The 21,575-nt window shown below is 66.6% G+C and carries 22 protein-coding genes; 12 read left to right on the forward strand and 10 right to left on the reverse strand.

Annotated elements, in window-relative coordinates:
• Together ACK4HL_RS06765 and speB are read left to right on the forward strand one after the other, a co-directional pair.
• On the forward strand, window positions 1–943 hold a 943-nt coding region (locus tag ACK4HL_RS06765; RefSeq protein ID WP_409757620.1), incomplete at its 5' end, for an ABC transporter ATP-binding protein.
• 4 nt (window positions 944–947) lie between these two features.
• Window positions 948–1,943: an agmatinase gene (gene speB / locus ACK4HL_RS06770; RefSeq protein WP_409757623.1), complete on the forward strand. Its 996-nt coding sequence runs from the start codon at window positions 948–950 to the stop codon at window positions 1,941–1,943.
• A gap of 4 nt (window positions 1,944–1,947) precedes the next feature.
• On the opposite strand, the gene ACK4HL_RS06775 is transcribed toward speB, so the two are convergent.
• Both ACK4HL_RS06775 and ACK4HL_RS06780 read right to left on the reverse strand, forming a co-directional pair.
• Window positions 1,948–3,066: an NADH:flavin oxidoreductase/NADH oxidase gene (locus ACK4HL_RS06775; RefSeq protein WP_409757626.1), complete on the reverse strand. Its 1,119-nt coding sequence runs from the start codon at window positions 3,064–3,066 to the stop codon at window positions 1,948–1,950.
• Window positions 3,066–4,343, reverse strand: coding sequence for an NAD(P)/FAD-dependent oxidoreductase (locus tag ACK4HL_RS06780; protein ID WP_409757629.1), 1,278 nt, complete (start codon window positions 4,341–4,343; stop codon window positions 3,066–3,068). The genes ACK4HL_RS06775 and ACK4HL_RS06780 overlap by 1 nt, the downstream gene beginning before the upstream one ends.
• A gap of 84 nt (window positions 4,344–4,427) precedes the next feature.
• Between ACK4HL_RS06780 and ACK4HL_RS06785 the strand changes: the two genes are divergently transcribed.
• The gene (locus ACK4HL_RS06785; protein ID WP_409757631.1) at window positions 4,428–5,777 is read left to right on the forward strand and encodes a glutamine synthetase family protein; all 1,350 of its coding nucleotides are present in this window, start codon (window positions 4,428–4,430) and stop codon (window positions 5,775–5,777) included.
• Window positions 5,778–5,843: 66 nt separating this feature from the next.
• The gene (locus ACK4HL_RS06790) at window positions 5,844–7,454 is read left to right on the forward strand and encodes a murein L,D-transpeptidase (protein WP_409757634.1); all 1,611 of its coding nucleotides are present in this window, start codon (window positions 5,844–5,846) and stop codon (window positions 7,452–7,454) included.
• On the opposite strand, the gene ACK4HL_RS06795 is transcribed toward ACK4HL_RS06790, so the two are convergent.
• Together ACK4HL_RS06795 and ACK4HL_RS06800 are read right to left on the reverse strand one after the other, a co-directional pair.
• Complete coding sequence (locus ACK4HL_RS06795; protein WP_409757636.1) at window positions 7,455–8,798, reverse strand: hypothetical protein; 1,344 nt, start codon at window positions 8,796–8,798, stop codon at window positions 7,455–7,457.
• A 272-nt stretch (window positions 8,799–9,070) separates the two neighbouring features.
• The gene (locus ACK4HL_RS06800) at window positions 9,071–10,210 is read right to left on the reverse strand and encodes a citrate/2-methylcitrate synthase (protein WP_409757638.1); all 1,140 of its coding nucleotides are present in this window, start codon (window positions 10,208–10,210) and stop codon (window positions 9,071–9,073) included.
• A gap of 23 nt (window positions 10,211–10,233) precedes the next feature.
• Here ACK4HL_RS06800 and ACK4HL_RS06805 point away from each other — a divergent pair, with 23 nt between their 5' ends.
• Complete coding sequence (locus ACK4HL_RS06805; RefSeq protein WP_409757641.1) at window positions 10,234–11,139, forward strand: phosphate acyltransferase; 906 nt, start codon at window positions 10,234–10,236, stop codon at window positions 11,137–11,139.
• 15 nt (window positions 11,140–11,154) lie between these two features.
• On the opposite strand, the gene ACK4HL_RS06810 is transcribed toward ACK4HL_RS06805, so the two are convergent.
• From ACK4HL_RS06810 to ACK4HL_RS06820, 3 genes are read right to left on the reverse strand one after another with little or no spacing between them, the layout of a single operon-like run.
• Window positions 11,155–12,243 carry an acetate/propionate family kinase gene (locus ACK4HL_RS06810; protein WP_409757644.1) on the reverse strand — a complete coding sequence of 363 codons (1,089 nt, stop codon included), beginning with the start codon at window positions 12,241–12,243 and terminating at the stop codon, window positions 11,155–11,157.
• Between the two features lie 31 nt (window positions 12,244–12,274).
• The gene (locus tag ACK4HL_RS06815; RefSeq protein WP_409757647.1) at window positions 12,275–12,670 is read right to left on the reverse strand and encodes a hypothetical protein; all 396 of its coding nucleotides are present in this window, start codon (window positions 12,668–12,670) and stop codon (window positions 12,275–12,277) included.
• Window positions 12,671–12,677: 7 nt separating this feature from the next.
• Window positions 12,678–12,959, reverse strand: a complete 282-nt coding sequence (locus tag ACK4HL_RS06820; protein ID WP_409757649.1) for a cupin domain-containing protein — start codon at window positions 12,957–12,959, stop codon at window positions 12,678–12,680.
• A gap of 75 nt (window positions 12,960–13,034) precedes the next feature.
• Here ACK4HL_RS06820 and ACK4HL_RS06825 point away from each other — a divergent pair, with 75 nt between their 5' ends.
• The 4 genes from ACK4HL_RS06825 to ispG are packed head-to-tail and all read left to right on the forward strand — an operon-like array spanning window position 13,035 to window position 16,324.
• On the forward strand, window positions 13,035–13,514 hold the full coding sequence (locus ACK4HL_RS06825) for a transcriptional repressor (RefSeq protein ID WP_409757652.1): 480 nt from the start codon (window positions 13,035–13,037) through the stop codon (window positions 13,512–13,514).
• Window positions 13,508–14,278, forward strand: a complete 771-nt coding sequence (locus tag ACK4HL_RS06830; RefSeq protein WP_409757655.1) for an ATP-binding cassette domain-containing protein — start codon at window positions 13,508–13,510, stop codon at window positions 14,276–14,278. The genes ACK4HL_RS06825 and ACK4HL_RS06830 overlap by 7 nt, the downstream gene beginning before the upstream one ends.
• 5 nt (window positions 14,279–14,283) lie before the next feature.
• Complete coding sequence (locus ACK4HL_RS06835) at window positions 14,284–15,084, forward strand: iron chelate uptake ABC transporter family permease subunit (protein WP_409758077.1); 801 nt, start codon at window positions 14,284–14,286, stop codon at window positions 15,082–15,084.
• A 7-nt stretch (window positions 15,085–15,091) separates the two neighbouring features.
• Window positions 15,092–16,324 (forward strand): flavodoxin-dependent (E)-4-hydroxy-3-methylbut-2-enyl-diphosphate synthase, encoded by a 1,233-nt coding sequence (gene ispG, locus ACK4HL_RS06840; RefSeq protein ID WP_409757658.1) that lies wholly within the window; start codon window positions 15,092–15,094, stop codon window positions 16,322–16,324.
• Window positions 16,325–16,335: 11 nt separating this feature from the next.
• Here the strand turns inward: ispG and ACK4HL_RS06845 are convergent, their stop codons facing one another.
• From ACK4HL_RS06845 to ACK4HL_RS06855, 3 genes are read right to left on the reverse strand one after another with little or no spacing between them, the layout of a single operon-like run.
• The gene (locus ACK4HL_RS06845) at window positions 16,336–17,409 is read right to left on the reverse strand and encodes a glycosyltransferase family 8 protein (RefSeq protein WP_409757661.1); all 1,074 of its coding nucleotides are present in this window, start codon (window positions 17,407–17,409) and stop codon (window positions 16,336–16,338) included.
• Window positions 17,410–17,460: 51 nt separating this feature from the next.
• The gene (locus tag ACK4HL_RS06850; RefSeq protein WP_409757664.1) at window positions 17,461–18,324 is read right to left on the reverse strand and encodes a hypothetical protein; all 864 of its coding nucleotides are present in this window, start codon (window positions 18,322–18,324) and stop codon (window positions 17,461–17,463) included.
• A gap of 23 nt (window positions 18,325–18,347) precedes the next feature.
• Window positions 18,348–19,226: a polyprenyl synthetase family protein gene (locus ACK4HL_RS06855; RefSeq protein ID WP_409757667.1), complete on the reverse strand. Its 879-nt coding sequence runs from the start codon at window positions 19,224–19,226 to the stop codon at window positions 18,348–18,350.
• A gap of 39 nt (window positions 19,227–19,265) precedes the next feature.
• On the opposite strand from ACK4HL_RS06855, the gene mtgA reads away from it, so the two are divergent.
• The 3 genes from mtgA to ACK4HL_RS06870 all read left to right on the forward strand — a co-directional run bounded on the left by mtgA (window position 19,266) and on the right by ACK4HL_RS06870 (window position 21,555).
• Window positions 19,266–20,063, forward strand: coding sequence for a monofunctional biosynthetic peptidoglycan transglycosylase (gene mtgA / locus ACK4HL_RS06860; RefSeq protein WP_409757670.1), 798 nt, complete (start codon window positions 19,266–19,268; stop codon window positions 20,061–20,063).
• A 70-nt stretch (window positions 20,064–20,133) separates the two neighbouring features.
• The gene (gene rpmF, locus ACK4HL_RS06865; RefSeq protein WP_409757673.1) at window positions 20,134–20,319 is read left to right on the forward strand and encodes a 50S ribosomal protein L32; all 186 of its coding nucleotides are present in this window, start codon (window positions 20,134–20,136) and stop codon (window positions 20,317–20,319) included.
• Window positions 20,320–20,478: 159 nt separating this feature from the next.
• Window positions 20,479–21,555 carry a GNAT family N-acetyltransferase gene (locus ACK4HL_RS06870; protein WP_409757676.1) on the forward strand — a complete coding sequence of 359 codons (1,077 nt, stop codon included), beginning with the start codon at window positions 20,479–20,481 and terminating at the stop codon, window positions 21,553–21,555.
• The last annotated feature ends 20 nt before the right edge of the window (window positions 21,556–21,575 follow it).

The raw sequence follows: 21,575 nt of genomic DNA on the forward strand, positions 1-21,575 counted from the left end.
GCTTCTCCGCATGATCTCCGGCCTCGAGACGCCGACCTCGGGCCAGATCATCATCGCCGGCGAGGACATGGCCTTCACGCCGCCCAACAAGCGTCCCACCAACATGGTGTTCCAGTCCTACGCGCTGTTCCCGCACATGACGGTGGAGCAGAACGTGGCCTATGGCCTCAAGGTCACGGGCGTTCCGGCAGACGAAACGAAGCGCCGCGTGGCCGAGGCCCTCGAAATGGTGAAGCTGTCGGCGCTCGCCTCCCGCAAGCCGGACCAGATGTCGGGCGGCCAGCGCCAGCGCGTGGCCCTGGCGCGCGCGCTCGTGAAGCGGCCCAAGGTGCTGCTGCTCGACGAACCGCTCTCGGCGCTGGACGCCAAGCTCCGCGACGACATGCGCATGGAGCTGACCCGGCTGCAGCAGACGGTGGGGATCACCTTCATCATCGTGACGCACGACCAGGACGAGGCGCTCTCCATGGCGAGCCGCATCGCGGTGATGGACAAGGGTGCGGTTCAGCAGGTGGCCACGCCGGCCGAGCTCTACGAGCATCCGAAGAGCCGTTTCGTGGCGGACTTCATCGGCAAGGTGAACCTGATCGAGGCAAAGGTCCTTCGCCAGCTCGGGAGCAAGATCGACTGCGAAGCGCGCGGAATCGGCCGCCTGGAACTTGCGAGCGACGGCCTCGTTGGAGGCCAGGTCGCAATCGCGGTGCGGCCCGAGAAACTCAAGATCGCGAAGACGGAGCCGCAATCCGCGATCCGCATCCAGGGCAAGGTGCGGGACGTGGCCTATTATGGCGACACCAGCCATGTCGTCATCGAGGCGGCGGACGGGCTCGATCTCGCCGTCAACGTCCAGAACGACACGCGCATCGGCGGGGCGGGCGTCGAGCGCGGGCAGAGCGTGTGGGTGCACTGGGCGCCCGAAGATTCGATCGTTCTCACGGAGTAGCGGGATGTCGCTCGAGATGAATTCCAAGGGCCCCTTGCCGGGCGACAACGCCTTTCGCCGCGAGAGCCTGAAGGGCACGCAGTGGGAGCCCACCTATGCGGGGGCCCTCTCCTACATGCGCCGCAAGTACACGCGTGATCTCGCGGGCGTGGACATCGCCGTCACCGGCATTCCCTTCGACCAGGCGGTCTCGCACCGATCCGGAACCCGCATGGGGCCGGAGGGCATCCGCAAGGCGTCCGTCGAGAACGCCTGGGGGCCGTTCTGGCCGTGGAACTTCGATCCCTTCGACACGCTCGCCGTCATCGACTACGGCGACTGCTTCTTCGACTGGGGACGCAAGGAGAACTTCCCGCAGCGCCTCGAGGACCACGCCACGGAGATCATCTCCTCCGGGGCGGAAATGATTTCCTTCGGCGGCGACCATTACATCACCTATCCGCTGCTGAAGGCGCACGCGAAGAAACATGGGCCCCTCTCGCTCGTCCATTTCGACGCCCACCGCGACGTCGAGCCCGATGACGGCGGCCGCATCGACCACGGCACCATGTTCGGCTATGCCGTCAGGGAGGGGCTGATCGATCCGAAGCGGTCCGTGCAGATCGGGCTGCGAACCGTGTTCGCCGGCGAGCGCACCTTCGGCTTCCGCCTCATCTATGCCGATGAGGTGCATGACAGCTCCCCCGGCCAGGTGGCGGAGATCGTGCGCGAGGTGGTGGGGCACAACAAGGCCTACCTCACCTTCGACATCGACTGCCTCGATCCCTCCGCGGCACCCGGCACCGGCACCCCCATTCCGGGCGGTCTCACCTATCACCAGGCGGCATCGATCATCCGCCGGCTGACGGAAGTGAACTTCGTGGCGATGGACATGGTCGAGGTTTCCCCGCCCTATGACCACGCCGAGATCACCTCGCTCGCCGCCTCGTCCCTCGTGATGGAATATCTCTGCCTCAAGGCCTGGCAGAAGGGTGCGCGCGCCGCACCGATGGGTGAGTGAGCCTTCAGCGGAAGATGCCCAGCGCCCTGTCCTTGTTGCGGATTGCATAGCCTGCCTGGTCCGGCCAGGCGGCGTAGGTGTCGCCGCCCACCAGGTCACGCAGCGCGTGAAGCGGCCAGTTGGGATCGTCCAGCGCCTGGCGGGCGAGCGCCACGAGATCGGCCCGCTCCGCCTTGAGGATCTCCTCAGCCTCGTGCGGCTTGGTGATGAGGCCCACCGCCGCCACCGGCACGCCTGCGCTCTTGCGCACGGCCTCCGCCAGCGGCACCTGGTAGAGCGGCCCCAAAGGAATCTTCGCGCCGTCAAATCCGCTCGAGGAACAGTGGATCAGGTCATAACCGATGGTCTTCAGTTCCTTCGCATATGCGACACTGTCCTCGACCGTGACACCGCCCTCGATCCAGTCCGTCACCGAGATGCGGGCGAAGGCCGGCTTTCCTTCAGGCCATGCCTCGCGCACGGCGCGGGCGACGGCGAGCGGCCAGCGCATGCGGTTCTCACGGCTGCCGCCATACTGGTCCGTCCGCTTGTTCGCGATCGGCGAGAGGAACTGGTTCAGGAGATAGCCGTGGGCCGAGTGAAGTTCTATCATGTCGAAGCCCGCGGCCTCGGCACGCCTGGTGGCTGCCACCCAGCCCGATAGGATGCGCGCCATGCCGGCCTCGTCCAGCGCTTCCGGCATCGCGTAGGACGCCATGTGCCGTTCCGCGGAAGGTGCCACGGGCGTCCAGGCCTCGAAGGCCAGCGCCTGCTTCTCCTCCTCCGTTTCGGTAAAGGCGCCCCGCCAGGGAACAGGCGCGGAAGCCTTGCGCCCGGCGTGCGCAAGCTGGATCCCCGCCGCCGCACCGTGCCGGTGCAGGAAACGGACGATGCGCCGCAGAGGCTCGATCTGCGCGTCGTCCCACAATCCGAGATCGGCATAGGTGATGCGGCCCTCGGGCGTCACCGCGGTGGCCTCGGCGATGACGAGGCTGAAGCCCCCGAGCGCGAAGCGGCCGAGATGCACGAGGTGCCAGTCATCGGCGAAGCCGTGCCGGGCCGAATACTGGCACATGGGCGCCACGACGACGCGGTTCTTGAGCGTCATGCCGCGAAAGGTGACGGGTGAGAAGAGCTTGCTCATCAGTTCAAGGCGTCCTTGAGGCGGTAGAACAGCATGGCGGCGGCCAGCATGGGCACGCGGATGGGGCCGCCGGGGAAAGGCATGTGGCGCACCCGCGAAAGAAGATCGAAGCGTTCCGCCGTGCCGCGCACCGCCTCCGCCATCAGCTTCCCATAAATCCCCGCGAGAGCCACGCCCTGGCCGGAATAGCCATGCGCATAATAGGTCGTTGCGCTGAGCCGGCCGCAGTCCGGAATGCGGTTGTAGGTAATGGCGATGAAGCCGCCCCAGGCATAATCGATCCTGGCGTCGGAAAGCTGCGGGAAGATCTTCGTCATGCGCGGCCGCATGTAGGCGCCGAGGTCCGCCGGCTCGAGGGTGGTGTAGCTGGCGCGGCCGCCGAACAGCATGCGCGTGTCGCTGGTGATGCGGAAATAGTCGACGATGAAATTGGTGTCCGCCACCGCCTCGCCGTCGCGGATCAGGGCGCGGGCGCGGTTTTCACCCAATGGCTCCGTTGCGATGATGTAGCTCGTCACCGGCATCACCTTGCCGTAGAGCTTCGGCACCAGCCGCCCCAGATAGGCGTTGCACGCGATGATCACGAACTTGGCCTTCACCTTGCCCTTCGCGGTGCGCACGAAGGGCTGCGAACTGGTGTTGACCTCGATGGCGGGAGAATGTTCGTGAATTGAAGCGCCCGCCGCAGCGGCCGCGCGGGCGAGGCCGAGGCAGTAGTTCAGCGGATGGAAATGCCCGGCACCCCCCTCGCGCAGCGCCCCGTGATAGGCGCTCGTGCCGAGCTTCTCCTCGAGTTCGGCCTTGGAAAGGATCTGGGTGTCGGTATAGCCGAGCTCGTCCCACTCCTCCTTCCATTCCCTGAGCCCGTCCAGGCGGTTGGGCTTCGGCAGTGCATGGAGATAGCCCCAGCGCAGATTGCAGTCGATCTGGTGGCGATCGACGCGCTCGACGAGCAGGCGCTTCGATTCCTCCGCCAGCGCGAAGCAGCGCCGCGCATCCTCACGCCCGAGCTGGGCCTCGATCTTCTCCTGGCCGGAGGAGAAGCCCGTGCAGATCTGCCCGCCGTTCCGCCCCGAGGCGCCATGACCCACCGTCTCGGCTTCGAGAACCACCACCCGGTGCCCGGCTTCCGCAAGCTCCAGCGCAGCCGAAAGCCCGGTATAGCCCGCGCCCACGATGCAGACGTCTGCGCTCACATCTCCCATGAGCGGCGGGTGGGCGGGGAAGGGGGTTGCGGTCGCCTGGTAATAGCTCGGCGCAGTGATCGATTTTGGCATGGTGGAAGGGGTTTAGCGGCCCCCCTTCTCTTTGGTCAAGCTTCCGGGCTACACTGTAAGTGTTTCAACCAGTTGCGGAATATCATGACCCAATCACGATTTGAGGAATGGCTGCACGAGCACAAGATCAGCGAGGTGGAATGCCTCGTGGCCGACATGAACGGCACCGCGCGCGGCAAGATTCTTCCTCCGAAGAAATTTCTCTCCGGCAACCGCTCGCGCGGGCTGCGCATTCCGGAGGAGGTTTTCACGCTGACGATCAATGGCCGCTACACGCAGGACACGCGCGCGGTGAGCGACAGCGCCATCGACATCTACATGAAGCCCGATGCCGACACGATCCGCTTCGTGCCGTGGTACGCCGAGCCCACCGCGCAGGTGATCTGCGACGCCTTCCACCTCGACGACGAACCCGTGGAGATTTCCCCGCGCTACGTTCTGAAGCGTGTGCTCGAGGCCTACAAGGAGAAGGGCTGGCGGCCGGTCGTTGCGCCGGAACTCGAATTCTACCTCGTCAAGAAGAACCTCGATCCCGACTACCCGCTCGATGCGGCGGTCGGCCGCTCGGGCCGCAAGGAGCCGGGAGGACAGGCCTATGGCATCGACGCCGCCAACGACTTCGATCCCATCGTCGAGGACATCTATGATTTCTGCGAGGCGCAGGAACTCGACGTCGACACGCTGAGCCACGAGAGCGGCCCCGCCCAGCTCGAGATCAACTTCAACCACGGCGACCCGCTGGAACTCGCAGACCAGGTGTTCCTGTTCAAGCGCACGGTGCGGCAGGCGGCGCTGAAGCACGACATGTATGCCACCTTCATGGCGAAGCCGCACGAGAACGAGCCCGGCTCCTCGATGCACATCCACCAGTCGGTGATGGACGCCAAGACGGGAAAGAACATCTTCGCCAGCAAGGACGGCACGCAGTCGAAACTTTTCCTCAACCACATCGGCGGCCTGCAGCGCTATCTGGCGGCGGCCCTCTCGCTCTGTGCGCCGAACGTCAATTCCTACCGCCGGCTTGTGCCGGATTCCGATGCCCCCACCAACGTGCACTGGGCGGTGGACAACCGCACCGTCTCGCTCCGCGTTCCATCCTCCGACCCCAGCAACTCGCGCGTCGAGAACCGCGTGCCGGGTGCGGATGCGAACCCCTATCTCGCCTTCGCCGCCTCGCTCGCCTGCGGCTACCTCGGCATGGTGGAGAGGATCAAGCCTTCCGATCCGGTCGCAGGCTCGGCCTACCGCTACGCCCACACCCTGCCGATCAGCCTCGACGAGAGCCTCGACAAGCTGAACTACACCAAGGCCCTGAAGCAGGTGCTGGGCGAGAAGTTCTGCGAGGCCTACAACGACGTGAAATACCAGGAAATGCAGAACTACCGCCGCGTGATCAGCTCATGGGAACGTGAATACCTGCTGCTCAACGTGTGAGGACAGGGCAGGGCATTCACGGATAACATGATCTGAGTCGCAGTCAGGGAAAGGCCGGGGAGGGCGATGCGCAGGCTGATCGGAATCGTGCTGGCGGTGCTGCTGTGGTCGGCAGCGCCGGAGCCTGCCTTCGCCGCCGGAAAGCCGGCGCCGGAAGCCGCCGCCGTCGCCGAGGCGGTGGCGGATATCCTGACCGCACCGGACAGGCTTCCCCTGCCGCTCGAGCGCATCCGGCCCGCGCTCATCGCGCATTACGTTCGTGACCAGGGCGACGTCTATTGGGTGGGAACGGGCCGCATGACGCCGTTCCTGCAGCGCCTCGCCGATGCCGCCGAGGACGGACTCAACCCCGCCGACTACCCGATCGACGCGCTGATGCAGCTGCGCGACGACATCACGGCGGAGGATGTGGACGGCGCGGCGGCGGCGGAACTCTACTTTTCCGCCTTCTTCGTCACCTACGCGGCGGACCTCAAGATCGGCCGGGTGACGCCGGAAAAGGTCGATCCGCGCCTGTTCCGCAACCGCAAGACCATCGACGTGCTGCGCGTGCTGACGGACCTGCAGAAGCAGCACTACCCCGAGAGGTTCCTCGACCAGTTCGAATCGCAGAACCCGCATTACCAGTCGCTGAAGCGGATGCTCGCCCTCTACCGCGCCATGGCCGAGTCGGTGAAGTGGCCCTCGATCCCGACGGGCGAGAACATCGAGCCGGGTGGCCGCGATCCGCGCATTCCCGAGATCAGAAAGCTGCTGATGCTGACGGGCGACCATCCCGGCGGCGGCGGCGGCGATGTCTACGATGATGAAACGGTGCTGGCGGTGCGCAGCTTCCAGATGCGCCACGGCCTCGAATCGAAGGGGCTGATCGGCAAGCAGACGGTGATGGCCTTGAACGTGCCCCCCGCCCAGCGCGTTCGCCAGATCATGCTCAACATGGAGCGCTGGCGCTGGATGCCGGAAGACCTCGGAGACCACCATTTCATGGTGAACCTCGCCGGCTTCGAACTGCAGGAGATCGAACAGCAGGAGCTGGTGGACCGGATGGACGTGGTGGTGGGCGCCGTGGCCACCCAGACGCCGGAGTTCTCCGACGAGATCGAATACGTCGACATCAACCCGACCTGGACGGTGCCGTACTCGATCGCCACGAGGGAGATGCTGCCGAAGCTCAGGCGCAGCCCCATGGCCTATGCCGGCGATTTCGAGGTCTTCATGAACGGCAAGCTCGCCTCATGGGGCGGCATCAACTGGAACGCCTATGGCCCGGGCCGTTTCCCCTTCACCTTCCGCCAGAAGCCAGGACCGAAGAACGCGCTTGGGAAGGTGAAGTTCATGTTCCCCAACAGCCACAACATCTATCTGCACGACACGCCGGCCAAGGACAAGTTCCTCGCGACCACCCGCGCCTTCAGCCATGGATGCATCAGGCTGTCGCGGCCGATCGAACTGGCCTACCGCCTGGTGGGGGAGATCGCCGGCTGGCCGAAGACCCGCATCGATGCGGCGTTCGAGAGCGGCAAGACGACGCGTGTCGTGCTCAAGGACAAGATTCCGATTCACCTCGTCTATGCCACGGCCTTCCAGGGCGAGAATGGCAGCCTCGAGTTCCGGCCCGACGTCTATGGACGGGACCGCAAGCTCGAGGCAGCGCTCGCCGGCAAGCCGACGAGCTGATCAGGGTTTGAGGCGGAGCCGAACGATGGCCGCGGCCGCCTCGGTGTGGCCGGCCGCTGCGGCGCGCTCATACCATTGAAGGGCCTGCTCCTTGTCGGGCTTCGCGTTCTTCAGGTAAAGGCTGCCGAGCACCACGGGGTCATGGCTGCGGGCGATGCCGAAGGCGCCCGCCGCGGAACCGCCGCTCCACGCCTGCTCGTAAGCCTTGCGGGCAGCGCGCACGTCGCCGCTCTTCAGCAGCGTGTCGCCCTCCAGGACGAGGTGCTGGGCCTGCGGCGTCTCCTGCGGCGTGGCGAGCGCCAGGCTCACGCTCTCCGGTGGAGGAATGGGCGCGGGCAGCGCGTCTCCCGAACTCGCCGGAAGGCCGGACTTGGCGGAGGCCACAGGCGCCGCACGCGCCACCTGTTGCGGGGGCGGAGCCGAAGCCGGCTGCACCACCACGTCCGAGAGCGCCACAGTCATGGTCTTCACCGGGGCCGCGAGTTCGCCCGTCTTCGGCTCGAAGGCGGCGACGGCGAGGTCGATCTCGGGCTGCTGTGCTTCGGGCACGACCAGCTTCACGTCCTTGAGGTCGTCCAGCGTCAGTGCCCAGATCATGTCCTGGTCGCGCCGGCCGGAGGTGAGATAGGCGCCCTCCGGAATGCCCGAGATCTTGAGCAGCATGTCGCTGCCGAGGCTGGCAGGCTCGGCGCGGAGTGCAAGCGGGATGAAGCTGTTGGTCTGGCCCTCGACGTCGGAAACCTGCAGCGTGGCGGTGGGAACCGGCTTCTTCTGGATGACCGTCGCCTGTTCTGCCGCAGCGGCCTGCGCGGGCGCCGCTGCCTGTGCGGCCTGCGCGGGCGCCGCTGCCGATGCGGCCTGGACAGGCTGCGGGGCCTGCTGCTTCAACTGCGGCAGATCGGGCGCATCGGCCTCAGCCGCCGCAACTTGGGGCGTGCTCGAAGGCGAGGACGCCAGGTAGGCATTGAGGAAGCCGACGCCGCCGCCCGAGATCAGCGCCATCATCGCCGCGATGGCGAATGTCTGGCCGAGGCTGACGCTGCGCGCCGCCACGGGCGGGGCCTTGGTCTCGACCGGTGCCTCTTCCCTTTCGAGGAAGCGTGCCGCCGGCCGCGGCCGCGACATCACGCGGTCGCGGTAGCCGGAGGGGGCGGTGGGCCTGCCGTCTCCAAAGGGGTCCTCGGACAGGTTGCGCTGCCGCCGGTAGCGGGCGAGAAGCTCCTCGCGGGAGGAAGCCTCGTTCTCGGCGGTCAGAACCCAGCTCGCGTGGGGGGCGGCTTGCTGCGGGCGCTCCGGTGTTTCGGCGGTCGTATCCTTGTCGGAAGGACGAGGGCGTTGCGTCATGTCCTAGCTCCTGAAGATGTGGGGAATGTCGCGCGCAGGGCGTCAACCCGCCGCGGCGCAACCGCTCGTCATGGCGAAGTGGTGATCTCCGTGACGGTCGGGCCCCGCGGTCGCGGAACCCGAAGCGATGGCATGACACATCCCCTGCCAACTCCTGTTGTCTGCGGCCGTCCCGCGCCATGCTCCACGTTTTTTCCCGCGGTCGCACGGCTGACGAAATCACCGTGCCGGGCGAATGTGGCGGAGAGCGGGCAAGAATAAGGATTCTCTCGTCAGCGTTCCGTAAGCGGAACATAGGCCCGAGGTTGTGGGCCGTCGTAAAGCGTCAGTGGACGGATGAGAATGTTGTTCTGCAGTTGCTCGATGCATTGCACCGTCCAGCCAGGCACGCGCCCGACGGCGAAGATCGGCACGAAAAGATCCGCCGCGATGCCGTTCAGGTAGTAGATCGCGCCCGAGTAGAAGTCGACGTTCACATTTACGCCGAAGCGCGCATAGGGTTTCATCGCGTCGACGACGGATTGCAGGATGGCGAACCACTTGGGCTCTCCCATCTCGCGCGACAGCTTCTCCACGCCCTCGCGCATATGGCGCGCGCGCGGGTCCTCGGTGCGGTAGACACGATGGCCGAAGCCCGTCACCGCCTCGCCCGCCGCGCGCTTGGCCTTCACATAGGCCGCAGCGCGTTCCGGCTCGCCGATCTCCTGCGCCATGCGCATCACGTCTTCCGCCGCCCCGCCATGCGCGGGGCCGGAGAGCGCGGCGATCGCCGCCGTCACCGCTGCGTGGAGATTGGCCTCCGTTCCAACGACCACGCGCGCCGCGAAGGAGGAGGCATTGCTGCCGTGCTCGGCATGGAGGATGAGGTCGCGGTCCATCAGCTGCGCACCCTCGGGCGAAGGCTTGCGGCCGGTGATCATCCACAGGAAGTTCGCGGCGTGCGAAAGCGACTGATCGGGCTCCGGCAAGCTGCGCCCGTTGCGCAGCGCCTCGTGGGCCGCCACGATCATCGGCACCTGCGCTGCGAGGCGCATTCCCTTGGCGCGCGTCGCCTCCACCGAATTCTCCTGCGTTTCCGCATCGAAGGCGGCGAGCGCGGAAACGGCAGTGCGCAGCACGTCCATCGGATGAGCCCGTTTCACCGTCTCGATGATCGCGACGATCTCGGGCGGAAGCCGCCTTGCCGCCTTGAGGCCGGCGTCGAACGCCGAGAGCTGGGCCGCCGTGGGAAGCTCGCCATGGAGCAGCAGGTAGGCCGTCTCCTCGAAGCTGGAATGCTGCGCGAGGTCGTGAATCGAATAGCCGCGATAGCGGAGCTCGCCCGCCTTGCCATCGATGAAGGTGGTGCCCGAGCGCTCGAAATAGACGCCCTTGAGGCCCCGGTGGATTTCGATCTTTTCTTCTGCTGACATGGCCGCCATCCGGAGAGAATCCCATGAGCGTGATCGACGAAGCAAGGGCCAAAATCAAGGGCAGAAGGCTGAAACTCGTGATGCCAGAAGGCGAGGACGCCCGCATCCGCGAGGCGGCCCGGCGGCTGCGCGAGGAAGACCTGGCGGAGCCCGTCGTGTTCGGCGCGGAGGACGTGCCAGAGGCCGGGCCGCATCACCTCGCCATCGTGCGGCAGCACCGCGGGAAGATGAACGACGCGATGGCGGCGCGCCTGCTGAGAAAGCCGCTCTACCGCGCCGGGGCCGCAGTGGCGGCGGGCGAGGCGGATGCGATGCTCGCGGGCGCTGCGAACCCCACGGCGCGGGTCATCGAGGCGGCGCTGATGACCATCGGCCCGGCGGAGGGCATCGCGACGCCGTCGAGCTTCTTCCTCATGCAATGGCCCGGGAGGCGCCTCGTCTTCGCGGATTGCGGCGTCGTCATCCAGCCCACCGCGGCCGAACTTGCCGACATCGCCATTGCCTCGGCACGAAGTGCCGAGCGCCTTCTCGACGAGGAACCGCGCGTGGCGCTTCTCTCCTTCTCCACGAAGGGCAGCGGCGGCAGCCACCCCGATGCGGAGAAGGTCGCCGAGGCGCTGCGCATCGCCAGGGCGAAGGCTCCGCATCTCCTGATCGACGGCGAGATGCAGGGCGATGCGGCACTTTCCCCGGCCGTCGCCGCGAAGAAGATGAAGGAGCCGGGCGACGTGGCGGGCCGCGCCAACGTGCTGGTCTTCCCCGATCTCGACGCCGGCAACATCGCCTACAAGCTCACGCAGTATCTGAGCGGCGCGCAGGCCCTGGGCCCCGTGCTGCAAGGCTTCGCGAAGCCCGTCTCCGACCTTTCGCGCGGCGCCAGCGTGGACGACATCGTGGCGACCGCGGCGCTGCTGCTGGCGATGGGGTGAGGGCCCCTTCGAGGGCTACACCAGCTCCCGCACGTTCCTTGCGATGGTGAGTTCCTCGTTGGCGGGCACCACATAGACATGCGTGCCAGGTACGCCGAGCCACTTGAGGTGCGACAGGATGCGCGCGCGCACCGGCCCCGCGTTTTCGCCCACGCCGCCGGTGAACACGATGGCATCGACGCCACCCAGCGCGGGCACGAGCGATGCGGCGTGGCGCGCGGCGGAATAGCAGTAGTAGTCCACCGCTTCGATTGCCTCCGTCCTGTCGCTCGCCAGCAGCACCCGCATGTCGGGGGAGATGCCGGAGAGCCCGAGGAGCCCGCTCTTGCGGTAGAGCAGGTCTTCCAGCTGATCGAGGCTCATGTGCTCGTCGCGCATCAGCGCCACCAGCACGCCGGGATCGATGGAGCCGGTGCGCGTGCCCATGACGAGGCCGTCCGCCGTCGAGAAGCCCATCGTGGTGGCAACGCTCTTGCCGTCGAAGATCGCGCACATCGAGGCGCCGGAGCCCAGGTGAGCGGCGAGCAGCCTCCGCGGCAGGGGTTTTCCCGAGAGGCGCGGCAGGGCCTCGACGACGTGTTGGTAGTTGAGGCCGTGAAAGCCATAACGCCGGTAGCCCCTGTCGTAATAGGCCCGCGGCAGCGGCAGCCTGGTGGCGAGTTCCGGCTGGGTGGCGTGGAAGGCGGTGTCGAAGCAGGCGATGTTCGGCACCTCCGGCGCCACCCGCCGCATCTCGCGCAGCACGCCGAGGCCGAAGGGAAGATGCAGCGGCGCCAGCGAGCGCAGCGCCTCGAGGTCGTGCTGGATCGCATCGTTGACGGCGATCGGGGTCACATAGGTGGTGCCGCCATGCACGATGCGATGGCCGATGCCGTTGAAGCGCTCGGGCTCATGGCCATTGTCCGCCAGCCATTGGACTGCGACGAGCAGCCCCTCCGTGGGCGTCGTCACATGCGGCACCTCCCGCGCCACATGGCCAGCGACCTCGAGACGCGGCATCGAGCCGATGCCCGAGACCTGGCCCTTCACCAGCAGCGCGAGTTCGCCATCGTAGATCGCGAACTTGAGCGAGGAGGAGCCGGCGTTGAGAACGAGGATCTTCATCGGACGCGGACGGGGCGGAGAAGAGACCGCATCAGTAGGTCTTCACGCCGCTGCGGCTCAGCCGGAAGCCGTGATCGCCGTTGTTGCAGCGCAGGCCCGAGGTGGTCGAGGCGCAGGTGAAGGGTCCCTTGCGCCAGCTGGTGCCGTATTCGAAGGTATTCTCGGCCCCGCAGCAGGAGGGGTCTCCGACATTCCTGTGGACCTGCGGCAGCCCCTCCTCGAAGAGCCGCACCCGGACATAGCTTGGCTCCACCCGGTCGCATTCGAGCACGAGCCCGGTTCCTTCCTCGTCGCGGTAGACGCAGCCGACGTTGTTGGATGGCATGGTGAACTCGATGTAGCCGCCGGGGGCCGGTTCGAACTCCACGGCGAAGGCCGGCGTCGTGGCGGCGATGAAGCCAAAGCCAAGAAGCGCTCCGCGGATCATCGGCGCCTCACTTCAGCTCGATCTCGATGAAGGCGTATTCCGTTTCGTTGGCGTTGATGACGTCGTGCTCGACTCCGGCATGGCGGAAATAGGGAACGCCCTTCTTCATCTCGGCATGGGCGGGGCCGGTGGGGGTCTCGAGCCGCACCTTGCCGTCCATCAGGGGCACCACCACGTAGTCATGACCGTGCTTGTGCCAGCCGGTATTGGCGCCGGGAGCGAACCGGTACTCTGTGACGATCACCCGGTCATTCTCGATGAAAACCGTGGCCTTGGCGGTGCCGGTCATGGCGGACTCCGTGATTTTTCCGGCCCATGGTGGATGGAACTGGAACTTGCCGCAAGCATGTTATATTATAACAAGATGTCGTTTCCAGAACCCCTTCACGATCACGCCCGGTGCACCGCCGAACTTCTCTCGCGGGCGGAGCGCACCTGCGAGCGCCGCGGCGCGCGCCTGACCGGCCAGCGCCGCGACATCCTGAACTGCGTGGCCCAGAGCCATTCCGCCGTGGGTGCCTATGACATCATCGAGCGCATGGCGAGCAGGGGCCCTCGGCCCGCCCCGATCACGGTGTACCGCGCGCTCGATTTCCTCGAAGCCCATGGCCTCGTCCACAAGATCGAAAGCCGCAACGCCTTCGTCGCCTGCACCCACCCGCATGAGGGCGAGCCCGCCGCGATGCTGGTCTGCGAGCAATGCGGCCTCGTGGCGGAACTCGATGCGCCGCAGGTGTTCGAGGGCCTGCGCAAGGCGGCCTCCGGGCAGGAATTCTCCGTGCGCCGCATGGTGGTCGAACTGACGGGGCTGTGCGCAGCCTGCGGAGGAGGGCGGCAATGCTGAAGGTCACCAATGCACTTCTGAGCGCCCGCGACGCGTCGCTCGTCATCGGCGGCCGCACCATCCTCGACCGCGTCAACATCGATGTGCGCCCGAACGAGATCGTCACCGTGATCGGGCCCAACGGTGCCGGCAAGTCCACGCTCGTGCGCTGCCTCCTCGGGCTCCAGCCCTTGACCTCCGGCGAGATCATCAGGACGACGGACCTGCGCGTCGGCTATGTGCCGCAGCGCTTTCCTCAGGTGCCGAACGTGCCGCTCGACGTGCGGCGCCTGCTGTCGCTCACCCTGAAGCCGGGCGAGGACGAGATCGACGCGGCCCTGGAGGAGACCGGCATCCCGCACCTGAAGGGCGCCAGCGTGGCGCGGCTCTCGGGCGGCGAACTGCAGCGCGCGCTGCTGGCCCGGGCGCTGCTCCGGAAGCCCGAGCTCCTCGTGCTGGACGAGCCCGTCCAGGCGGTGGACTTCATGGGCGAGGCGCGCATGTACGAGTTGATCTCGGAGGTCAGGAAGCGCCATCGCTGCGGCATCCTGATGGTCAGCCACGACCTCCACATGGTCATGGCGGAGAGCGATCACGTCGTCTGCCTCAACGGCCATGTCTGCTGCGAGGGCGGCCCCGTCAAGGTGCAGCAGGACCCGGAATTCGCCAAGCTCTTCGGTCCCTCCGCCGCCCGCATGATCGCCGCCTACACGCACCATCACGACCATGACCATGAAAGCCATGGCCAAGATCGCGATTGCGGCCACCCCCATCACCGGCATTGACCTCCGTGCTCGAAATCCTCGCCGAAACCTTTTTCCAGCGCGCCTTGCTCGCCGGGCTTGCCATCGCCTCCGTGGCGGGGCCCGTGGGCTGCTTCATCGTCTGGCGGCGCATGGCCTATTTCGGCGAGACGCTGGCCCATTCGGGGCTCTTCGGCGTCGGCCTCGGCCTGCTGCTGGGCTTCAGCCTGACGCTGGGGGCGGCGGCCACCGCCATCGCCGTGGCGTTGCTGCTGCTCCTCCTGAAGCGACAGCGCGTGCTGGCGACGGACACGCTGCTCGGCATCCTTTCGCATTCCTCCCTCGCCCTCGGCATCGTCACGGTGGGGCTGGTGACGGGGGCCGCCGGTGACCACATGGACCTGCTGTTCGGCGACATCCTCACCGTGAGCTGGGCGGACGTCGCCATCGTCTGGGGCGGTGCGGCGGCGGTGCTCTTCGTCCTGGGCCTGCTCTGGCGCGACCTGATCGCCATGTCGGTCCACGAGGACCTGGCGCAGGCCGAGGGCATCAAGGTCCGCCGCGTGGAACTCGGCTTCGTGCTGCTGATCGCGCTGATGACGGCGATCTCCATGAAGATCGTGGGCCTGCTCCTCATCACGGCACTGCTCGTCATCCCGGCCGCCGCGGCGCGCCGGCTCTCCGCCTCGCCCGAATCCATGGCGCTGCTGGCGGCGGGCCTCGCCGCGATCGCCGTCATCGCGGGCCTTCTGCTCTCGGCCTTCGCCAACGCCATCGCCGGCCCGGCGATCGTGCTCGCAGCGGGGCTCCTCTTCGTCTTGACCTTGCTCCGCCCACAGGCCAACTAATCATCCCATGAGCTATTCCGCGATCAAGACCAGGCGGGCCTCGATCCCCGTCAAGGTCGGGCATGTGACGGTGGGGGGAAGTGCTCCCATCGTCGTCCAGTCCATGACCAACACCGACACCGCCGACGCCGAGGCCACGGCCCGCCAGACGGCGGCGCTGGCGCGGGCAGGCTCCGAACTCGTGCGCATCACCGTGGACCGCGAGGAATCGGCCAGGGCCGTTCCCCATATCCGCGACATGCTGGACCGGATGGGTGTGAACGTGCCGCTGGTGGGCGACTTCCACTACAACGGCCACACGCTCCTCAACGATCACCCCGCCTGCGCCGAGGCGCTGGCCAAGTACCGCATCAACCCCGGCAATGTCGGCTTCCGTGAGAAGAAGGACCGCAACTTCTCCATGATGATCGAGACGGCGCTGAAATTCGGCCGGCCGGTGCGGATCGGCGTCAACTGGGGCTCGCTCGACCAGGCGCTGCTCACCGACCTGATGGACCGCAACGCGGCCTCGCCCGAGCCGCAGGACGTGCGCGAGGTGATGCACGAGGCGATGGTGCTGTCCGGCCTGCTCTCGGCCGAGCGCGCGGTGGAACTGGGCCTCCCCAGGGACAAGATCCTGATCTCCGCCAAATGCTCCGAGGTGCAGGACCTGATTGCCGTCTACCGCTCGCTGGCCGCCCGCTGCGACTATGCCCTGCATCTGGGCCTCACCGAGGCCGGCATGGGCTCCAAGGGCATCGTGGCCTCGACGGCCGCACTCGCCGTGCTGCTGCAGGAGGGGATCGGCGACACGATCCGCATCTCCTTGACGCCCGAACCCGGCGGTGACCGCACGCGCGAGGTCGTCGTGGCGCAGGAGATCCTGCAGACCATGGGCATCCGCAGCTTCGCGCCCATGGTCATCGCCTGCCCGGGCTGCGGCCGCACCACCTCCACCGTCTTCCAGGAGCTGGCGCAGGACATCCAGGACTATGTCCGCACCCGCATGCCGGACTGGCGGCGCGACTACCCGGGCTTCGAGACGCTGCAGCTCGCCGTCATGGGCTGCATCGTGAATGGTCCGGGAGAGTCGAAGCACGCCGACATCGGCATCTCGCTTCCCGGCACGGGCGAGCTGCCCTCGGCTCCGGTCTTCATCGACGGCAGGAAAGCCATGACGCTCCGCGGCGAGAACCTCTCCCAGCAGTTCAAGGACATCGTGGAAGATTACGTGAAGGGCCGCTGGGGGAGGGCGGGCTGAGAGGGAAGAATTCAGCGATTGAGCCGCAGGCTCGATCCGTCGCGGCGGGCAAGCCCCTGCGCGACGTCGATGAAGTCCGCTTCGCTCACGAAGCGGAGGTACCTGTCGAGGTAGCCGGCAGTCTCCTGTTTCGCTGGCGTCACGGACGCTCCCCGAAACCGCCGCCAATTCTCGTCGAAGCCGGTGCGGAGTGCCGCGGCAAGGTCGTGCATGTTCCACTGGGTCCGCAGCCAGCGGGGCCAGGGAGACGTGGCGAGGAACGTCTCGTAGAGGCGATAGGCTTCCATGTCGGGCAGCAGCGGCTTGTGGGCGCCGAAACGCTTCCAGGGCTTGTCGTGCCCGGTGTAGTGAACGATGGCGGGGTCGATATGATTGTGGAGGGGAATGTAGACGTCCCGCCGCGGGAGCATGTTCCACGCCGGCGACAGGGGTGCGAAGCGCCCGTTCAGGACTGCGTTGAGGCTGTCTTCATCCGGCAGCGGACAGAGTTCCGGATTCTCGCGGATGAACTCCAGGCTCCTCTCGGCGATGCGCTCGCCGTTCCACTGGGCGACGTCCATCAGCATCACGCCCGAGTTGAAGTAGCGGAACGGCTCCGACATGCCGAGTTGCTGGAAATGTGACCAGGTGGACTTCTGTTCCGCCTCCGTCCGGAACACGACGCCCCGGCGGTTTGCCGCGACCGGGAAACCCTGGAGGTCGAGCGCGAAGAGGCCGCTCAGGTCCGCATGCACCGTGACGTCCGAGTCGAGATATAGGATCCGGTCGTAGCGGCCGGCGAACAGGCGCGGCAGGGTGAGCTTGACGAGCGTTGCGGAGGTGAGCCGACCGCTCCTGTCGAAGATGCTGCGGAGCTCGTTGAAGCTGACGAGCGTATGGAGGACGCGATTGGCATCCATCCATGCCTTTTCCTCGTCTCCTGCGGCTTCGGCGTCGGTGACGATGACCGTGTCGAAGGTGGATGCCCGGGCTCCGGCTTGCGAGATCACGGCATGCGCGACGAACATGGCCGGCACGATCATGTTGGCATCCGTGCAGAGCATGATGGCGTTGCGGTTGACCATGGGGTTCGTCGATATCACCATCTTCGCCCAATCATGCCGGCTTGCTCCTTCGGCACGGGGTGGAGGTCCCGGTCACGCCGGCGCATGCATGAGGGCGGGGTCTTCGGAGATCCATTTCTTCAGGTCGAGGTCTCGTGCTGCGCGTTCGAACGCGTCGAACCATTTCTTGCCTGCCCAGCTGTTGGGGTTGCGCCCGATCGGGATACCCCGATAGACAGCCCCTTCGGCGAAATAATGAATGATGACCGCGTCCCGGAGGTTCGTCCGGCGGTAGAATTCATCGGCCGGGCAGTTCCAGATTTCTTCCGCGAGGTGGTGGGCGTGGTTGCCGAGCAGCGCCACCACGAGCATCTCGTCCAGCAGCATGATGGAGGAGTTCCGGCCGCGCTCGATATGCTCCGCGAGGTCGTGGAGAAAGGCATTCCCCTTGGGCCTCGATATGCCGAGAACTCCGATGTTCACGTCCTTCTGGTCCACGCAGATGCGGCGGACCGCTCCGGCATAGGTGTCGGGATCGACCAGATGCCTGATCGCGGCCATCATGAGCATCCTTCCGCTCGGCCGCTCGGGCGAACCCTCAAGACCATAGGGTGCAGGATAGAACCGGGTGACGAGGACGCCTTCCTTCTCCAGTTCGGGCCAGAGCGGATCGATTCCGCCGAAGAACACGAGGTCGCTGTCGAAGGCGAGCGTGGTCTCATACGGGCTCTCCAGGAAGAGCCGATGGCGGTCGAAGGACTTGCTCAGGGAATCGATCGGTATCGCCGAGGCGCCAAGCCTTTCGATCTCGACTGCGAGCGGAGCGCCGTATGCGTCATCGGCGACGAGGACCGAGATCGGGCCCGAATAATGTTGCCGGAAGGAATGCAGGGCGACGAGGAGCCGCAACGCATAGCCGCTTCCAAAGTTGAAGAAGACGCAGCCCCGGCTCAGCATGACATGGCGTCCCTCAAGCGGCTTCACTTCCTTCGCGTCACGATGAACCGCGCGGCCTCGCCCAGGGTGGCGGCCTTCTCGCCATAGGGGGCGAGGCTGGCGATGGCGTCATCGACCAGTGCTGCGGCCCGCGCTTTCGCCTCGTCGAGGCCAAGCAGGTCCACGAAGGTGGCCTTGCCCAGCACCTTGTCCTTCTGGGTGGCCTTGCCGAGCGCCTCGGAAGTCGACTCGACGTCCAGGATGTCGTCGGCGATCTGGAAGGCGAGGCCGACCCTCTGGGCGTAGCGGATGAGGGGAGCGGGGTCGGCGCCGCCCAGAGTTGCGCCCGCCTCGCAGGCATAGCGGAACAATGCACCCGTCTTGAGGGACTGGATGAGGCTTACGCCCGAAAGCTCTGAATCGATTCGTGTTTCGGCTTCGATGTCGAGCATCTGGCCCGCCACCATGCCGGCGGCACCCGCGGCCCTCGCGAGGCCAGCCACCAGCCTCACCCGCACCTGCGGCTGGGGGTGGGTCTCCTCTCCGGCGAGGATCTCGAAGGCGTGGGTCAGCAGCGCATCGCCCGCCAGGATGGCGGTCGCCTCGTCGAAAGCCTTGTGCGTGGTGGGCTTGCCGCGGCGGAGGTCGTCGTCGTCCATGGCGGGCAGATCGTCGTGGACGAGTGAGTAGCAGTGGACGCATTCGACCGCGGCCCCCACCCGGAGGGCGCGCTCGCGCGGAACTCCGAAGAGGGCCGCCGATTCCACCACCAGGAAGGGTCTGAGCCGCTTGCCCGGGCCGAGGGCGGCATAGCGCATCGCCGCGTTCAGCCGGCCGGCGGGAAAGCCATTTGCCGGGATCAGGCGATCCAGCAGGGCATCGGTCTCGGCGGCGCAGCGGGCGAGTGCATCCTCAAAGGACAAGGCGAAGATCCTATGGTAAGGGGCCCATTGATTAGGGGCATGGCACAAGAAACTCAACCAGCAGCCGTTCTCGCGCCGGAGGCGGACCGGACCGTCGATCCGGCTGCAGCGCCTGCGCCCTCTGCGCCTTCGCGCCTGCCGGAGATGCGGCGGCCCTGGCCGCGCCGCCTGATGCGCTGGGGGTTCTGGCTCCTTGCGTTCCTCGTGGCCTGGCCTGTCGTGATGACGCTCGTCTATGCCGTCGTGCCGCCGCCCTTCAGCAACGTCATGCTGCTTCGTGCGCTGTCCGGTTCCGGGATCGACAGGCAATGGGTGAGCCTCGGGGACATCTCGCCCAACCTGCCGCGGGCGGTGATCTCCTCCGAGGATGCCCGCTTCTGCGAGCACCGGGGGGTGGACTGGGTGGAATTCCAGGGCGTCATCGAGGACGCGCTCGACCAGGACGAAGCCCCCGTCCGCGGCGCGTCGACGATTCCCATGCAGACCGCCAAGAACCTCTTCCTGTGGGACGGCCGCTTCGCCATCCGCAAGCTGATCGAACTGCCGCTGGCCATGTGGATGGACCTGGTCTGGTCGAAGCGGCGGATGATCGAGATCTACCTGAACATCGTGGAATGGGCGCCCGGCGTCTACGGGGCCGAGGCGGCTGCCCGCCATCATTTCGGCAAATCCGCGAAAAAGCTCACGAAAAAGGAAGCGGCCTTGCTGGCGGCGGTGCTGCCCAACCCGGTGAAGCGCAATGCCGGGAAACCCTCGCGCGGAGTCCGCGCCACCGCCAACCGGATTCTCATCCGGATGAACGGCATGGGCCCCTATCTGACTTGCCTTCAGCCCTAGTCTGGGTTAGAAGCCCGGCCAACTGAAGGGCGTGGGCCGTTCCCCGCGCTCCTTTCCCATGGAGTTTGAGATGGCCGTTCCACGCAAGAAAATGTCCAAGAGCCGCATCGGCATGCGCCGGTCCGGCCACCAGCTCGCCACGGTGACCTGGGTCGAGGACAAGAAGTCGGGCGAGCTCCGCCGCCCCCACCACATCGACCTGAAGACCGGCCTCTACAAGGGCCGCCAGGTGCTGACGCCCAAGACCGAAGCCTGATCCGGGCATTCTGTTCGACGCTTCGAAGCCAGCCTCCGGGCTGGCTTCTTGCGTTTCGAGCTGCGCTTGGAAGGCGGCGTGCGGCGAACTCGCCCGAAGCGTGCATTTTGGTCCGGTTCTTGCTACTGGCGAAGCATGCTTGTTTCAAACCGATCCTTGATGAACGTCAGCCTCGCTCCTGCCGATCGCTCGGTCGCGCCCCACTGGCGCGCCCTGGCCGCAGAAGCGCTCGGGCCTTCCTGCCACAACCTGCCGGACCTCGTTCTCCCCGCGCTGGCAGGGGAGCGCCGGGCGGTGCTCGCCACCGTGCGCGAGGACGGTGCGCTCAAGCTCGCCTTTCCGCTGCTGCCGCCGCGGGTCTGGCGGCCCTGGTTCAGGGGTCTCGAGACCCCGGTGAACTACCCGGCGGTGCCCCATCTCGCGCGCGAGGGGGCGGTGCCGGCACTCACCGCCTTCCTCGATGCACTGCCGCGGCCGCTGTTGCTCGGCGAGGTGGCCACCGAGGGCCCGTTCTGGGACGCCCTCATGGCCTCCTCCGCGCAGGTTGCGGTGCTACGCCGCTGGCAACGCGCCGTGGTGCGGCCGCGAGGCAGCTTTGCCGCCTGGTATGACGCGAACTTCGACGGCAAGCGCCGCTACAGCTTTCGGCGCAAGCGCGCCAAGCTCTCCGAACTGGGGCAGGTCGTGATCGAGCGCCAGGCCACGGGCGAAAATCTTGACGGCTGGCTCTCGGCCTTCTTCGATCTCGAGGCCAAAGGCTGGAAAGGCCATAAGGGTACCGCGCTCAAGTTCGATGCCCGCGCCTGCGGCACACTGCGCGAGGCGATGCCGGGGCTGGCCGCTGCGGGCAAGCTGAGGCTCTGGTGCATGAAGCTGGACGATCGTCCCATCGCGATGATGAGCATGATCGTGGACGGCGGCAAGGGCGACATCCTGAAGGTCGCCTATGACGAGGACTTCGCCCGCGTCTCTCCCGGCGTCCTGCTGCTGCTCGCGGCGACCGAAGACATCTTCGCCGAAGGATTGGCGCTCGCCGATTGCTGTGCCATTCCGGACCACCCGATGTACGATCACGTCTGGCGCGACAGGCTGGGCATCGCCGACGTGATGGTGGCGGGCCCCGGCGTGCCATCTGCGCTCTTCAATGGCTTTGCCAAGGCCGAACGGCTGCGCCGCGATCTGCGCGGCCGCCTTAAGAAGATCTATTACAGGGTGGCGGGCATCACGCCGTCCTGATCAGCGAAACGGAAATGGCC

It is taken from the genome of Aestuariivirga sp. (assembly GCF_046294715.1).
Taxonomy (GTDB): Bacteria; Pseudomonadota; Alphaproteobacteria; order Rhizobiales; family Aestuariivirgaceae; genus Aestuariivirga.

Coding starts and splice junctions, on each gene's coding strand:
- ACK4HL_RS06815 (WP_409757647.1), bottom strand. CDS start 12,670: ATGATCCGCGGAGCGCTTCTTGGCTTTGGCTTCATCGCCGCCACGACG.
- speB (WP_409757623.1), top strand. CDS start 948: ATGTCGCTCGAGATGAATTCCAAGGGCCCCTTGCCGGGCGACAACGCC.
- ACK4HL_RS06870 (WP_409757676.1), top strand. CDS start 20,479: ATGAACGTCAGCCTCGCTCCTGCCGATCGCTCGGTCGCGCCCCACTGG.
- ACK4HL_RS06810 (WP_409757644.1), bottom strand. CDS start 12,243: ATGAAGATCCTCGTTCTCAACGCCGGCTCCTCCTCGCTCAAGTTCGCG.
- ACK4HL_RS06830 (WP_409757655.1), top strand. CDS start 13,508: ATGCTGAAGGTCACCAATGCACTTCTGAGCGCCCGCGACGCGTCGCTC.
- ACK4HL_RS06790 (WP_409757634.1), top strand. CDS start 5,844: ATGCGCAGGCTGATCGGAATCGTGCTGGCGGTGCTGCTGTGGTCGGCA.
- ispG (WP_409757658.1), top strand. CDS start 15,092: ATGAGCTATTCCGCGATCAAGACCAGGCGGGCCTCGATCCCCGTCAAG.
- ACK4HL_RS06805 (WP_409757641.1), top strand. CDS start 10,234: ATGAGCGTGATCGACGAAGCAAGGGCCAAAATCAAGGGCAGAAGGCTG.
- ACK4HL_RS06825 (WP_409757652.1), top strand. CDS start 13,035: ATGTCGTTTCCAGAACCCCTTCACGATCACGCCCGGTGCACCGCCGAA.
- ACK4HL_RS06780 (WP_409757629.1), bottom strand. CDS start 4,343: ATGCCAAAATCGATCACTGCGCCGAGCTATTACCAGGCGACCGCAACC.
- ACK4HL_RS06845 (WP_409757661.1), bottom strand. CDS start 17,409: ATGGTGATATCGACGAACCCCATGGTCAACCGCAACGCCATCATGCTC.
- mtgA (WP_409757670.1), top strand. CDS start 19,266: ATGGCACAAGAAACTCAACCAGCAGCCGTTCTCGCGCCGGAGGCGGAC.
- ACK4HL_RS06800 (WP_409757638.1), bottom strand. CDS start 10,210: ATGTCAGCAGAAGAAAAGATCGAAATCCACCGGGGCCTCAAGGGCGTC.
- ACK4HL_RS06775 (WP_409757626.1), bottom strand. CDS start 3,066: ATGAGCAAGCTCTTCTCACCCGTCACCTTTCGCGGCATGACGCTCAAG.
- ACK4HL_RS06785 (WP_409757631.1), top strand. CDS start 4,428: ATGACCCAATCACGATTTGAGGAATGGCTGCACGAGCACAAGATCAGC.
- ACK4HL_RS06795 (WP_409757636.1), bottom strand. CDS start 8,798: ATGACGCAACGCCCTCGTCCTTCCGACAAGGATACGACCGCCGAAACA.
- ACK4HL_RS06820 (WP_409757649.1), bottom strand. CDS start 12,959: ATGACCGGCACCGCCAAGGCCACGGTTTTCATCGAGAATGACCGGGTG.
- rpmF (WP_409757673.1), top strand. CDS start 20,134: ATGGCCGTTCCACGCAAGAAAATGTCCAAGAGCCGCATCGGCATGCGC.
- ACK4HL_RS06850 (WP_409757664.1), bottom strand. CDS start 18,324: ATGCTGAGCCGGGGCTGCGTCTTCTTCAACTTTGGAAGCGGCTATGCG.